General features: G+C 62.6%; 11 protein-coding genes. 7 read left to right on the top strand and 4 right to left on the bottom strand.

Annotation, left to right across the window (positions count from 1 at the left end; translation table 11 throughout):
• Positions 1 to 2: 2 nt before the first annotated feature.
• Both purN and purM read right to left on the bottom strand, forming a co-directional pair.
• Positions 3 to 674: a phosphoribosylglycinamide formyltransferase gene (gene purN, locus CN673_RS10770; RefSeq protein WP_245409858.1), complete on the bottom strand. Its 672-nt coding sequence runs from the start codon at positions 672 to 674 to the stop codon at positions 3 to 5.
• Positions 671 to 1,744 carry a phosphoribosylformylglycinamidine cyclo-ligase gene (purM, locus tag CN673_RS10765; RefSeq protein WP_099866277.1) on the bottom strand — a complete coding sequence of 358 codons (1,074 nt, stop codon included), beginning with the start codon at positions 1,742 to 1,744 and terminating at the stop codon, positions 671 to 673. The genes purN and purM overlap by 4 nt, the downstream gene beginning before the upstream one ends.
• 204 nt (positions 1,745 to 1,948) lie before the next feature.
• On the opposite strand from purM, the gene CN673_RS10760 reads away from it, so the two are divergent.
• From CN673_RS10760 to CN673_RS10735, 6 genes are all read left to right on the top strand, one after another.
• On the top strand, positions 1,949 to 2,494 hold the full coding sequence (locus CN673_RS10760) for a CDP-alcohol phosphatidyltransferase family protein (protein ID WP_099866276.1): 546 nt from the start codon (positions 1,949 to 1,951) through the stop codon (positions 2,492 to 2,494).
• Positions 2,495 to 2,505: 11 nt separating this feature from the next.
• The gene (locus CN673_RS10755) at positions 2,506 to 3,639 is read left to right on the top strand and encodes an AI-2E family transporter (RefSeq protein ID WP_099866275.1); all 1,134 of its coding nucleotides are present in this window, start codon (positions 2,506 to 2,508) and stop codon (positions 3,637 to 3,639) included.
• Between the two features lie 4 nt (positions 3,640 to 3,643).
• Positions 3,644 to 4,333, top strand: coding sequence for a DnaA regulatory inactivator HdaA (gene hdaA / locus CN673_RS10750; protein ID WP_099866274.1), 690 nt, complete (start codon positions 3,644 to 3,646; stop codon positions 4,331 to 4,333).
• 86 nt (positions 4,334 to 4,419) lie between these two features.
• Positions 4,420 to 6,654, top strand: coding sequence for an RNA degradosome polyphosphate kinase (locus tag CN673_RS10745; protein ID WP_099866273.1), 2,235 nt, complete (start codon positions 4,420 to 4,422; stop codon positions 6,652 to 6,654).
• A gap of 12 nt (positions 6,655 to 6,666) precedes the next feature.
• On the top strand, positions 6,667 to 8,199 hold the full coding sequence (gene ppx, locus CN673_RS10740; protein ID WP_099866272.1) for an exopolyphosphatase: 1,533 nt from the start codon (positions 6,667 to 6,669) through the stop codon (positions 8,197 to 8,199).
• 135 nt (positions 8,200 to 8,334) lie between these two features.
• Entirely contained in the window at positions 8,335 to 10,023 is a 1,689-nt protein-coding gene (locus tag CN673_RS10735) for a putative glycosyltransferase family protein (protein WP_157928872.1), read from the top strand.
• A gap of 6 nt (positions 10,024 to 10,029) precedes the next feature.
• Here CN673_RS10735 and rnd read toward each other — a convergent pair whose 3' ends face one another.
• Positions 10,030 to 11,175, bottom strand: a complete 1,146-nt coding sequence (rnd, locus tag CN673_RS10730) for a ribonuclease D (protein ID WP_099866456.1) — start codon at positions 11,173 to 11,175, stop codon at positions 10,030 to 10,032.
• A 176-nt stretch (positions 11,176 to 11,351) separates the two neighbouring features.
• Here rnd and aspS point away from each other — a divergent pair, with 176 nt between their 5' ends.
• Positions 11,352 to 13,142, top strand: coding sequence for an aspartate--tRNA ligase (aspS, locus tag CN673_RS10725; protein ID WP_099866270.1), 1,791 nt, complete (start codon positions 11,352 to 11,354; stop codon positions 13,140 to 13,142).
• Between the two features lie 49 nt (positions 13,143 to 13,191).
• Here aspS and CN673_RS10720 read toward each other — a convergent pair whose 3' ends face one another.
• Positions 13,192 to 14,376, bottom strand: a complete 1,185-nt coding sequence (locus tag CN673_RS10720; RefSeq protein WP_099866269.1) for an aq_1923 C-terminal domain — start codon at positions 14,374 to 14,376, stop codon at positions 13,192 to 13,194.
• Between the last annotated feature and the right edge of the window lie 123 nt (positions 14,377 to 14,499).

Below are 14,499 nucleotides of genomic sequence, written 5' to 3'. Positions count from 1 at the left end.
CTTCAGGCGTGCCCTGGCGAGATCAGCAATGCATCACCATCGCTGGCGATGTCACCTGAAAGCTGGACGCGGCCTGCCTTGTCCATTCGCGCCGCTCCAGATGCCAGAAGCCTCAGGGCATGCGGGTAGAGCCGATGTTCGGCCTTGAGGACGCGGGCCGCCAGCGTCGACGAATCGTCGGTTGGCAGGACCGGAACCACAGCCTGCGCGAGCACCGGCCCCTCATCCATGCCGGCTGTGACGAAATGCACGCTGCAGCCGTGAACGAGCGCGCCGGCGTCGAGCGCACGCTGATGGGTGTCGAGACCGGGATAGAGCGGCAGCAAGGAGGGATGAATGTTGATCATCCGACCGGAAAAACGGTCCACGAAATCGGCCGAGAGCAGCCGCATATAGCCGGCCAGGCAGACGAAATCCGGGCGCGCCTCATCAAGAGCCGAGAGCATCGCCGCTTCGTGTTCGGCCTTGCTGGAAAAGCCGCTGCGCGGCACGGCGGTGGCCACCAGTCCTTCCGAACGCGCGAATTCAAGCCCTGCCGCATCTGATCTGTCCGAAAGCACCGCGATGATTTCGGCCGGATGATCGCTCATCGTGCAGGCACGGTAGAGAGCCTCCATGTTCGAGCCGCGGCCGGAGATCAGTACGGCAACGCGTCGTTTTTCGACCGCTGTCACAGTGCCAGATGTCCCGTATAGATCACGCCCTGGCTCTCGCCGCGCTCGACCACGCGCCCCAGCGGCACCACCACCTCGTCATGCGCCGTCAGGCTTGCGATGACCGCGCTTGCGTCTTCTTGTGCGACCACGATGACCATGCCGATCCCGCAGTTGAAGGTGCGCAGCATCTCATGCGGGGCAATGCCGCCAGTTTCAGCGAGCCAGGAGAAGACATCCGACGGCGAGATGCGATCGAGATCGATTTCGGCGGACAGGGTGTGCGGCAATACCCGTGGAATGTTCTCCGGAAAGCCGCCACCGGTGATATGCGCCATGGCCTTGATGGCGCCTGTCTCGCGGATTGCCGCCAGGAGCGGCTTCACATAGATGCGCGTCGGCGTCAAAAGCGCGTCGGCAAGGGTGATGCCTTCGCCGAAAGTCACCGGGTCGATCCAGGCGAGGCCCGATTTCTGCACCACCTTGCGCGCCAGCGAATAGCCGTTGGAATGGAGACCCGACGAAGCAAGTCCGAGGATCACGTCGCCCTTGGCCAGATTGGCACTGGGAAGCAACGAGCCGCGCTCTGCCGCCCCGACCGCGAAGCCGGCAAGATCGTAGTCGCCCGCGGCGTACATGCCCGGCATTTCAGCGGTCTCTCCGCCGATCAGCGCGCAGCCTGCCATGCGGCAGCCTTCGGCGATGCCGCCGACAATGGCGGCGCCTTGCTCGGGGTCGAGCTTGCCGGTCGCGAAATAGTCGAGGAAGAACAGCGGCTCCGCACCCTGAACGACGAGGTCGTTGACGCACATCGCGACGAGGTCGATGCCGACCGTGTCGTGCTTTCCAGCTTCGATGGCCACCTTCAGCTTCGTACCGACGCCGTCATTGGCAGCCACGAGGATCGGGTCGGAAAAGCCGGCGGCCTTCAAGTCGAACAGACCGCCGAAGCCGCCGATTTCGCCATCCGCTCCCTTGCGCCGCGTTGACCGCACGAGCGGCTTGATCTTGTCCACCATCAGGTTGCCGGCGTCGATGTCGACCCCCGCATCGGCGTAGGTCAGGCCCTTCGCGCCCTCGGCCTCGCTCATCGTCGAACTCCCATCACGCCGCTCTGAAATGATGGCGTGGCAATGCCATGGCCGCCGGGCAAGCGCAAGGGAACGCACGAAGCGAAGCCGTGGATTTGCCGCTCACGTTGCAGCGGTGCACTTGCAACGTACCGGAAAAGGCCCGAATTGATGTGCATGAGGCATACCTTGCGCCCGATCGCGTCCGCCTCGTAGAGACAAGCGATGACGATACCCAATTTCATTACGGTCGCCAGGCTGCTGTGCGTGCCGGCCTTTGTCTACGCCATGCTGCTGGGCAATCTCGATCTTGCGTTCGCGCTCTTCCTTGCCGCCGGCATATCCGACGGGATCGACGGCTTCATCGCCCGGCATTTCGATCAGAGATCGGAACTGGGCGCCTATCTCGATCCGATCGCCGACAAGCTCCTGCTCGTCAGCGTTTTCGTCATGCTCGGCTATCTCGGCGAGTTGCCGCTTTGGCTTGTTGTCATGGTCGTCTCGCGCGATCTGCTCATCATGGCCGCGGTCGTCGTCTCCTCGCTGCTGCACAAGCCTGTCGCCATGCGCCCAATTCTCGTGTCGAAGGCCAACACGGCTTTCCAGATCGCGCTCGCACTGCTCGTGCTTGCTGAACTGGCCTTTTCGGCTGAGATCGGCGACCTTCGCTTTATCCTGCTTTGCGCGGTGGCAGTCTTGACCGTGCTGTCGGCAGCGGCCTATCTCATGGACTGGCTGCGTCACATGTCGGGGTCATTCGACGCAGAATAGTGAGGCGAAGCATGGCCACTCAGTTCAATCGAGCTTCGCTGCGCATGCAAGCCACGTTCTGGCTCATCGCACTCGTCGTATCGATCGGATTTCTTGTTCTTTTTCGCGATATTCTGCTGCCTTTCGTCGCCGGCATGGCGCTGGCCTATTTCCTTGATCCCGTAGCGGACCGCCTCCAGCGCTTGGGCGTCAGCCGCTTGATGGCGACCATTCTCATCCTGTTTGCCTTCATCCTTGTCTTTGTCCTGACGCTGATGATCGTCATTCCCGTACTGATCAGCCAGGCGGCCGAGTTCGGCCAGCGTTTGCCGGAATATGTTGCGCAACTGCAGGATCTCATCACCAAGGCCGATGGCAACCTGCTGCCACCTTGGGTGGAGGAGCAGATCGCCGGTCTGCGTGAGAGCTTCACGGGCCTGATTTCGCAAGGCGCCGGTCTGGTCGGCACACTTGCCGGTCAGATCTGGACATCCTCCATGGCGGTGATCAACATCGTCGCCCTTCTCGTGATCACGCCGGTGGTCGCCTTTTATCTCCTGCTCGACTGGGACCGCATGGTCGAGAAGGTCGACAGCTGGGTTCCACGAAACCACGTCGAGGATGTCCGCGAGATTGCGCGCGACATGGATCGCGCCATCGCCGGGTTCGTGCGGGGGCAGGGCACGGTCTGCATTATCCTTGGCCTGTTCTACGCCATCGGCTTGAGTCTTGTCGGCCTCAATTTCGGTCTGCTGATCGGCATGTTTGCCGGCCTGATCAGCTTTATTCCTTATGTCGGCTCGATGATCGGGCTCATTCTCTCGGTCGGCGTCGCGGTGGTGCAGTTCTGGCCGGACTACATCTGGATACTGGCCACGGCCGGGGTGTTCTTTGCGGGGCAGTTCCTTGAGGGCAACATCCTGCAGCCGAAGCTTGTCGGATCGAGCGTCGGTCTGCATCCCGTCTGGCTCATGTTCGCACTCTTCGCCTTCGCCTCGCTGTTCGGGTTTCTCGGCATGCTGATCGCGGTGCCCGCCGCCGCGGCTGTCGGCGTTCTGGTGCGCTTTGCGCTGCGCCGATATCTGGAAAGCGATCTTTTCGCGCCTCGTGCGCCGCTGACCGGGCCGACACCTGTCGAGCCGGTTCAGAAGCGGAAGCCGGAGTAGAACCATGGCCGCCAGCAGGGCGCACACGCGCAAGGGGCCCGAACAACTGCCGCTCGATCTCGGGCATGGCGTTGCCCGCACGCGCGAGGATCTGATCATCTCCGATCCGCTGACGGCCGCCATCTCGATCATCGACAGATGGCCGGACTGGGCGTCTCCGATCATCGTCCTGTGCGGACCGCGCGGTGCCGGCAAGACTCACCTCGCGACCATCTGGCAGCAGCGATCCGATGCCGTCACGCTGAGGGCCGAAGCCCTCGACATCGCGGCCGCTGCGGATCGCCATGTCCTCGTCGAGGACGTCGATCGTCAGCCGCTCGACGAGACGCGGCTCTTTCATCTGCTCAATACGGTGCGCCAGCACGGCACCACCATGCTGATGACCGGACGCCTTTGGCCAGCGGCATGGCCCGTCACCTTGCCGGATCTTCGCTCCCGGTTGAAAGCGGCCACGGTCGCGGAGATCGGCGAGCCAGATGACGATCTCTTGAGCCAGGTCATCGTCAAGCTGTTCTCCGACCGCCAGATTGTCGTCGAACCTCGCGTCGTCGCCTATCTCGTGGCGCGGATGGAGCGATCCTTCGACGCGGCAAGCGCGGTGGTGGCGGAGATCGACCGTCTCGCCCTTGCCCGTCGTCAGAAAATCACGACGCAACTTGCCGCCGAGGCGCTGGCGCTGCGGAACGAGGCTTGAGCCGGCTTCGTTGGTGTTGTCATGTATTCTTCGCTAGTTTCCGATATCGACGACGCACCACGAGGAGACCAGGCCGGGCCACACCGATGAACGAGACAGACGAAGACACGACGTTGAGCGGTATCGAGGCAGACAGTCTGGAGCCAGGCGACAGGGAGGCCGGGTTGTCGGCCAGTGAGCTGGACGAGGCGCTGTTTGCCAGCCCGGAACGTTTCGTCAACCGCGAGTTTTCGTGGCTGCAGTTCAACAGGCGTGTGCTCGAGGAGACCCAGAACGTCTCGCATCCACTTCTGGAGCGGGTGCGCTTCCTGTCGATTTCGGCTGCCAATCTCGATGAATTCTTCATGGTCCGTGTGGCCGGCCTCGAAGGTCAGGTGCGCGAAGGCATCTCGAACCGCTCCGCCGATGGGCGCACGCCGAACGAGCAATTGGAGATGGTGCTGAGCGAGATCGACAAGCTGCAGCTGGAGCAGCAGGCGTCTCTGGCCGTGCTGCAGCAGTATCTCGCCAAGGAGGATATCCACATCGTACGCGCCGACAAATTGTCGGCAGACGACCGGTCCTGGCTCGAAGACGAATTCCTGCGGTCGATCTTCCCCGTCCTAACCCCATTGTCGATCGACCCGGCGCACCCGTTCCCGTTCATTCCCAATCTCGGCTTCTCGATCGGCCTCCAGCTCGTCAGCAAGTCCGATCGCGAGCCGATGACCGCGTTGCTGCGCATCCCAACGGCGCTCGACCGGTTCATAAGGCTGCCCGACAGCACACAGCGCATCCGCTACATCACGATGGAGGACGTCATCGGCCTCTTCATCGGCCGGCTGTTTCCCGGATATGAAGTCAAGGGCTCCGGCACTTTCCGCATCATCCGCGATAGCGATATCGAACTGGAGGAGGAGGCGGAGGACCTTGTCCGGCTGTTCGAGAGCGCATTGAAACGACGGCGGCGCGGGTCGGTCATCCGGATCGAATTCGACTCCGAAATGCCACAGACGCTGCGCCAGTTCGTCGTGCACGAGCTCAACGTGGCAGCGAACCGCGTTGCCGTCCTGCCGGGCCTGCTTGCGCTCAATACGATATCCGAGATCGTCAAGGCGCCGCGCGAGGATCTGCGCTTCGAGCCCTACAATGCGCGTTTTCCCGAGCGTGTGCGCGATCACGCCGGCGATTGCCTGGCGGCGATCAAGGAAAAGGACATCGTCATCCACCACCCATACGAATCATTCGATGTGGTGGCCCAGTTTCTTTTCCAGGCGGCACGCGACCCCAACGTACTCGCCATCAAGCAGACCCTCTACCGCACCTCCAACGACAGCCCGATCGTCAGGGCGCTGATCGACGCGTCCGACGCGGGAAAGTCGGTGACGGCCCTTGTCGAACTGAAGGCGCGCTTCGATGAGGAGGCCAACATCCGCTGGGCCCGCGACTTGGAGCGCGCAGGGGTGCAGGTGGTTTTCGGCTTCATCGAGTTGAAGACCCACGCCAAGATGTCGCTCGTCGTGCGCAAGGAAGACAGAGGCCTCGTCAGCTACTGCCATCTCGGCACCGGCAACTATCATCCCGTGACGGCCAAGATCTACACGGACCTGTCATTCTTCACCTGCGACGAGAGGATTGCCCAGGACGTCGCCCACGTATTCAATTTCATCACGGGTTATGGCGAGCCGCAGGAGAGCATGCGCCTTGCCGTCTCGCCGCTGACCCTGCGCGCACGCATCCTTGAACATATCGAGGGCGAGATCGGCCATGCGAAGGCTGGGCGGCCCGCGGCGATCTGGATGAAGATGAACGCGCTGGTGGACCCCAACATCATCGATGCGCTCTACCGGGCGAGCCAGGCGGGCGTCGAGATCGACCTCGTCATTCGCGGCATTTGCTGCCTTCGCCCGCAGGTGCAGGGGCTGTCGGAACGCATCCGCGTCAAGTCGATCGTCGGGCGGTTCCTCGAGCACAGCCGCGTCTTCTGCTTCGGCAACGGTCATGGGTTGCCTTCGGAAAACGCCTTCGTCTATATCGGTTCGGCCGACATGATGCCGCGCAACCTGGATCGCCGCGTCGAGACGCTCGTTCCACTCACCAACAAGACCGTGCATGAGCAGGTGCTTTCGCAGATTATGCTCGGGAACCTCATTGATAATCAGCAGAGCTACGAGATATTGCAGGACGGGACGTCACGCCGGATGGAGGTGCGCCCGGGTGAAGAACCGTTCAATGCGCAGGTCTACTTCATGACCAATCCGAGCCTGTCCGGGCGCGGAGAAGCCCTGAATTCCAGCGCCCCGAAACTGATTGCCGGATGGGTCTCTGGCAACAAGTCTTGAAGCAAGCACTCTATGGTGGAATCTGAAGCGCGCGGACGCTTGCCGGGCATTCATCCGATTTCGGTCATCGATATCGGATCGAACTCGGTTCGCCTCGTGGTTTACGAAGGCCTCAGCCGTTCGCCGGCCGTATTCTTCAACGAGAAAGTTCTGTGCGGGCTGGGGCGCGGGCTCGCCCAGAATGGCCGTATGGACGAGGAGGGGATCGCGCGCGCGCTCTCGGCGCTGCGTCGTTTTCGCGCGCTCTCCGAACAGGCGAGGGCGACGCGCATCCATGTCCTTGCTACCGCCGCTGCCAGAGAGGCGGAGAACGGACCCGCCTTTGTGGAAGAAGCCGAGGCGATCCTTGGCACGCAGATTCGCATCCTCACCGGCGAGGAGGAAGCGCGCTATTCCGCCTATGGCATAATTTCGGGCTTTCATGATCCTGATGGAATCGCCGGTGACCTCGGCGGGGGCTCGCTCGAACTGGTCGACGTTCTGGCCGACCGCATCGGACACGGCATCACCCTGCCGCTTGGCGGGCTTCGTCTTGCGGAAATGTCCAACAACGACGTTGGCAAGGCCGCCCGGTTCGCGCGCGAGCACATCGAAAAAGCCGACATGCTGGAGGCTGGACACGATCGCACCTTCTATTGCGTCGGCGGCACCTGGCGAAACCTCGCGCGCCTGCACATGGAGGTGACGGATTATCCGTTGCACATGATGCAGGCCTACCAATTGTCGGCGTCCGAGGCCGAAGATTTTCTCGGCGACGTCATTCGCGGAAAATATGCCAAGCATGACGCCATGCGCGTGGTGTCCAAGAGCCGGCGCAACCTTCTGCCATTCGGCGCGGTCTCCCTGCGCGAGACGCTGACAAGGATGAAGCCGAAGTCGGTTGCCTTTTCCGCGCTCGGGGTGAGGGAAGGCTACCTCTTTTCGCTGCTCGACGATGAAGAGAAAGCCCGCGATCCGCTGCTGGCCGCTGCCGGCGAACTGGCGATATTGCGCGCCCGCTCGCCCGAACACGCGCGGGAACTGGCGGACTGGACCGGCGGCGTGTTCGAAGCGTTCGGCATGGACGAGACCGAGGAGGAGGGGCGCTACCGGCGCGCCGCCTGCCTGATGGCGGATATCAGCTGGCGGGCCCATCCTGACTATCGCGGATTGCAGGCGCTCAATATTATCGCTCACGGCTCGTTCACCGGCATCACGCATGCCGGCCGAGCCTATATCGCGCTGGCCAACTACTATCGGTTCGAAGGGCTCAACGACAACGGCTCGACGAGCCCGCTCGCCGCAGTGGCGACGCCGCGTCTGCTTGAATGCGCCAAGCTGCTCGGCGGTCTGCTCCGGGTCGTCTATCTCTTCTCCGCTTCGATGCCGGGTGTCATCCCCCGCCTGAAGGTCGAACGAGGCGAAGATGGCGCGGCGGGATCGCTGGTCTTCGTGGTGCCGAAAGGTTTGGGACCGTTCGAGGGCGAACGTCTTGAGGGCCGGCTTCAGCAACTGGCGAAATTGACCGGCAGAACGCTCTCATTCCGCTTTGAAGATCGGGCTTGATGGCAGTTGCCAGTTGGGGCGTGGCGGGCGGCTCGACAAGCGCGCTATTGACGGGCGGCGCCGGCCGTCTCTGGCCCCGGGGACCTGCCCATTCTATACAGCCTTCACGACGCCAACCATTCGATGCAGGCCTTGATGACAACCACGACGCGCCCGCGAACGCCAGTCTATCTGCTTCTGATCTGCCTCGTGGCCGTTGCATCGGTGGCACCGCTTCTCGTCAAGGAGAACATGTTCCCCGCACATGACGCGCTGATCCATGCCCTGTGGCAGCATCAGTTCGCCCAGATGCTTTTTTCCGGCGATCTCTATCCGCGCTGGCTGTCGGATCTGAACTACGGCTTCGGCAGCCCCGCCTTCTTCATCTATCCGCCGGTGGTGCACTATCTCGGTGCTGCGCTGGGCATAGTCGCTCCCGACCCTGAAGCCATACCGGCACGGCTCGCCTGGGTAATCGCGCTGACCATGGCCATTTCGGGTGCGGCAGCCTATTTCTGGCTTGTGCGGGCGCTGGACGGTCGAATGTTCGCCGCATGTCTCGGCGCCCTGGCGTACGTGCTCAGCCCCTATCACCTCTATGTCGACGCGTATCACCGCTTCGCCCTTGCCGAACTCGCGGCCTTTGTCTGGCCGCCGCTCACCTTGATGCTGCTCCACATCGCGCGAGAGCGGCGGCTCGCCGTCCGCATCGGCTTGCCCCTTTCGATCGCCGGGCTCTTGTTGACGCATGCGCCGTCATCGCTGGTGCTGGTACCGTTCTATGTGGCCTACGCCGGTGTCCTCGATCTGCGCGACAGGCGCGTCGATGCGTTGCGAGAAATCCTTCTCGCCTGCCTGCTCGGCGCATGCCTTGCCGGCTTCTACCTCGGCACGGCCCTTAGCCATCAGGGCTACATCAACAATGCGATGCTGTTCGAGCCGCACTTCTTCAGCGAGGAATGGCTGTTCTTCGGGCAGCCTTGGCGCGATCCCGAGATCGAGCGCAGTCTGACCTACGCCTTTTCGGCGCAGCTTCTGGTTTGTCTTGCCTGTGCCGCAATGGCGCTGTTCGGCGAAAACGCGCTGCACCGCTTCACGGCCCTGGCCGTCCTCGTGGCCGTGCTCGCGGTGAGTTTCCTGATGGCTGCGCCGAGCACCTTCTTCTGGCAGTGGGACACGCCGCTCAACAAGATCCAGTTCCCCTGGCGCATGATGGTCGTGCAGACACTGCTCATGGCCCTGGCCGTCGGCTTGTCGCTCGCTGCATGGCCGCGCGGGCGGCATCTTGGCGCAGCGTTCGGGGCGACGGTCAGCGCTGTGAGCCTCGCGGTGCTGCTCTTCGTCAATATCGGCCTCTTCACGAGCCTGACCGTCCCGCTGCTGCGCGATCTGCCGGCGTGGTACACGCCGATCGAGAAGGTCATCGCCATCCCATTCGACGCGCCGGAATACCGGCTGGCCGCGCCGGATGATCTGGAGACCCTGCTGCCGGACGGCGTCGATGCGGCCGTCGTCGCCGGCGCGGGGACAGTCCAGGTCGAGCGCTGGGAGCCACGGGCGATCGCGTTGGCGGTCACCGCTGATACGGATCTGCGAATTCTCGTGCGCAAATTCGTCTATACGGGGTGGGATGTGGACGAAGGTGGGCCGGCGGCAACGCTCGGTGAACTGTCCGCCGATGTGCCGGCGCTGACGGTCGGCGTTCCGCCAGGGCGTCACCGCATCGCGCTCACCATGACGCCGCTCTGGCAGGAACGTTTCGGCCATGGTGCCAGCCTTGTCGGGATCCTTGCGCTGCTCGCGCTCTCCGTGTGGACACGGCGCCGGCCGGCGCGCCCCGACTGAACTGCTCTATAGCGTCATAGTCTCGATGCGCTTTTCGACGAAACGCAAGGCCAGCCGGCCGGAAATGAGATCGAGTGCGTGATTGCCGAACATCTCGCGTCGCCAGCCCTTGAGCGCCGCGACCTCGGCCTCTTCGCCCTCCGCCGCGATCTGTTCCAGGTCATCCGCATTGGCAATGATCTTGGGCGCGACGCCTTCGCGCTCCGTGATCAGCTTGAGAAGCACCTTGAGCAGTTCGGTTGCCGCGCCTGTGCCTTCGGGCAGCTGTTTCGGCCGTCTAAGCCGTGGCATCTCCTCTTTCGGGATATCCAGCGCCGTGTTCACGGCCGCGACGACTGCCTGGCCGGCCTGCGAGCGTTCCCAGCCGCGCTGGATGGTGCGAAGCCGGGACAACGCCTCCGCGTCGCGCGGTGCCTGTTGGGCGATCTCGTAGATGGCATCGTCCTTGAGGACCCGGCCACGCGGCACATTGCGTCCGCGCGCCTCGCGCTCGCGCCACGCGGCAACGCTCTGCATGATCGCCAGTTCGCGCGGCTTCTTCACCCGCATGCGCAAGCGCTTCCACGCATCGTCGGGGTGAAGGTCATAGGTCTCTTGCGATTCCAGGACGTCCATTTCCTCCTTAAGCCAGTGCGTGCGGCCCTCGCGCTCCAGTTCGGCCTGCAAGTGGCGGTAGACATCTCGCAGATGCGTCACGTCGGCCAGCGCATACTCCAGTTGCTTCTCGCTGAGAGGGCGCCGGCTCCAGTCTGTGAATCGTGAGGTCTTGTCGATCTGGTTGCCGGTAATTCGGTTCACGAGCTGGTCGTAGGAGACGCTGTCGCCGAATCCGCAAACCATGGCCGCGACCTGCGTATCGAAGATCGGGTGCGGAATGAGGTTTCCGAGATGGAAGATGATCTCGATATCCTGACGGGCCGCATGGAAGACCTTCGTCACCGAGGCGTCTCCCATCAGCGCGAAGAAGGGGGCAAGGTCGATGCCCTCGGCGAGCGGATCGACGATCACGGCGCGGTCGGGCGTCGCCATCTGGATCAGGCACAATTCCGGCCAGAACGTCGTCTCGCGAAGGAATTCCGTGTCGATGGTGAGAAAGTCGGAGCGGGCGAAGTCTTCGCAGGCGGCTCGCAGGGCGGCGGTCGAGGTAATGATATCCATCACCGCTCTATATAAGAGGCGCGCCGCTTTGCAACCGGATTGACGGTTGCCCCTGCCTGCTATCCTTGACAAATCGAAGTCATCATGCGCTTGTCCCGCGCGGATTCCAAGGGTGCGTGTCGATCGCGATAGCGCGCCGCAAAACCCAAAAATAACGTTCAGGACATACGATGCACCGTTATCGCAGCCACACCTGCGCCGCTCTTCGCAAATCCGATGTCGGCGCCACCGTCCGGCTCTCCGGCTGGGTCCATCGCGTGCGCGATCATGGCGGCGTGCTCTTCATCGATCTGCGCGACCACTATGGTGTGACTCAGGTCGTCGCCGATCCGGATTCTTCCGCCTTCAAGGACGCCGAAAAGGTGCGCGGCGAATGGGTCATCCGCATCGATGGCCGGGTGAAGGCGCGGACCGAGGAGACGGTGAACGCCAAGATGCCGACGGGCGAGATCGAGATCTATGCCGACGAGATAGAGGTGCTTTCCGCGGCCAGGGAACTGCCGTTGCCGGTCTTTGGTGAGCCAGACTATCCGGAAGACGTGCGCCTTCGTTACCGGTTCCTCGACCTTCGACGCGAGACGCTGCACAGGAACATCGTCCAGCGCTCAAAAATCATCGCCGCGATGCGCCGCCGCATGGCCGACGTCGGCTTCACGGAATTCTCGACACCGATCCTGACGGCTTCCTCGCCGGAAGGCGCACGGGATTTTCTGGTGCCTAGCCGGATACACCAGGGCAAATTCTACGCGCTTCCGCAGGCGCCGCAGCAGTACAAGCAACTGATCATGGCGTCCGGCTTCGACCGTTATTTCCAGATCGCACCGTGCTTTCGGGACGAAGATCCGCGCGCCGACCGGTTGCCGGGCGAATTCTACCAGCTCGACCTCGAGATGAGCTTTGTCGAGCAGGACGATGTGCTGTCGACCATGGAGCCGGTGCTGCGCGGCGTCTTCGAGGAGTTTGCCGACGGCAAGCCGGTGACGGAGGTGTTCCCGCGCATCCCCTACGCCGAAGCAATCCGTAAGTATGGCTCCGACAAGCCCGACCTGCGCAATCCCATCGTCATGGAGGCCGTTTCCGACCACTTCCGCGACTCCGGCTTCAAGGTCTTCGCCAACATCCTGGCGAACGATCCGAAGGCCGAGGTCTGGGCGATCCCGGCCAAGACCGGCGGCTCGCGCGCTTTTTGCGATCGCATGAATTCATGGGCGCAGGGCGAAGGACAGCCGGGCCTCGGCTACATTTTCTGGCGCAAGGAAGGCGAGGAGATTACGGGGGCAGGTCCGCTGGCCAAGAACATCGGCGCCGAGCGCACCGAGGCGATCCGCAGTCAGCTTGGCCTCGACGATGGCGACGCGTGTTTCTTCGTTGCCGGCGATCCGGCCAAATTCTACGATTTCGCCGGCGATGCGCGTGTGCGTGTCGGCGAAGAGCTCAACCTGATCGACCGCGACCGCTTTGCACTCTGCTGGGTCGTCGACTTTCCGTTCTACGAGTGGGATGAGGACAACAAGAAGGTCGATTTCGCCCACAATCCGTTCTCGATGCCGCAGGGCGGAATGGAGGTCCTGGAAGGCGATGACCCGTTGTCGATCAAGGCATACCAATACGACATGGTTTGCAACGGCTTCGAAATCGCGTCCGGCGGTATCCGCAACCATATTCCGGAACTGATGGTGAAGGCATTCGGCCTTGTCGGGCTGGACGCGTCCGTCGTGGAGGAGCGTTTCGGCGGCCTTTATCGCGCGTTCCAGTACGGCGCACCGCCGCATGGCGGGATGGCCGCCGGGATCGATCGCATCATCATGCTGCTGGTCGGCGCGAAGAACCTGCGTGAAGTCACCATGTTCCCGATGAATCAGCAGGCCCAGGACCTTTTGATGAGCGCGCCATCCGAGGCGATGCCCAATCAGCTTCTGGAACTCGGTCTTCGCGTCATTCCTCCAAAGAAGGACGACTGACCAGAAACGCCGCCGGTCTCGTTCACCGGCGGCGTTGTCCTTTTCCGCCTCAATCGTTGGCGGAAACGGTCACGTCGAGAACATCCGGCAACGTTTGCGGCGCCGTGCTGCCCGTCTCGAAAAGCGTCGTGAGAGGCAGCGGTTCCTGCGGATCGGCACGTATCGCCAGGCTTTGCGGGTCGGCGAGAAACGCGCTGACGGCAGTTGAAACCTGCTGCTGGAACGCCGGGTTCTGCAGGCGTCCGAGAAAGAGCGGGAGCATCCCGCTGACGGCCATGGCCATCTCCTCGCCGCCGACACCTTGCTGGCTGCCGAAATAATCGAGAAGCTTGCCGGTCACGCCGTCATCGTCGAAGCGAATGGATGCGGAATTGAGCGTCAACTGCTCAAGCAGCGCCAGCATCGCCTGTCCGTCGGCTTCCTCCGTCGCTTCCGTCATGCGCGCCCCGATCTCCTCGAACTGCGCGGCCATTTCCGTCGTATAGCCGGAAAGACCGATGAGGATCGACATTTGGCCGACCTCGTTGAGATCGATCGTGTAATCGCTGAGCTCGATATCGCCAGCCTCCATGTCCCAACTGGCATTGATCGAGGCGCGGCCCGTCAGCGTCGAATATCCGAGCGTATCGAGTGCGGCGCGAGCCTTTGGGTCCTCGATGGCCTCCAGATTCAGGAAGATGCCCTCAAGCCGCACCATCGAGTCGAAACCTTTCGTTTCGCTCTTGCGGGCGATGTCCATCACGAACTCGTCGGCGCGTAGCAATTGGGCTTCTTGATGATCGACGGTTATCGGGCCCATGTGGGCGCGCTCATAGAGGAGCTGCCCATCGAGATCGGAAGGGTCGGTAGAGGGTGTGGCTGGAATCTGCAGGCCATCGACGGTGATGTCGGCCACCACGACGCGCACCTTTTCGCGTTCGATCTCGATGTCAGGCGTGCGGACCTGGTCGACGGAGTAGCCGCCGCCGTCGGTCTCGGAAACACCATCGAACGTCATGCTTTCGAAGCGATAGCTTTCGCCGTTCGTTATATCGAACGTTACGTCCGAAAGGACGATGGAGTCGCCTTCGACCCTGGCTTGCCCATAGGTGAGGGCGGTGTGGTCCGCCTCCATGGCCGCTTCGAGCTTTTCCATGAACGGTTCGGTTTCAAGCGCCAGCGTCGGCATCGCGGCAGCAAGCAAGGCGCCCGTCGCCGTCATGCTGGTCAGGAGAGCACTGCGGTAGACGTTCATCAGGGGACCTTTCGAATGGAACAGAACACGGCTTTCGCCGCCGGCTACGCGTCATAGTTGGGGCGCAAGAGGGGGCAGGGCAACGGGAAAATGCCAAAGGAGGCCGGATGCTGCGTATTGCAC

The organism is Neopararhizobium haloflavum, from assembly GCF_002750855.1.
In the GTDB taxonomy this organism is placed as follows: Bacteria; Pseudomonadota; Alphaproteobacteria; order Rhizobiales; family Rhizobiaceae; genus Georhizobium; species Georhizobium haloflavum.
This window is presented reverse-complemented; position numbering and strand designations above follow the sequence as displayed.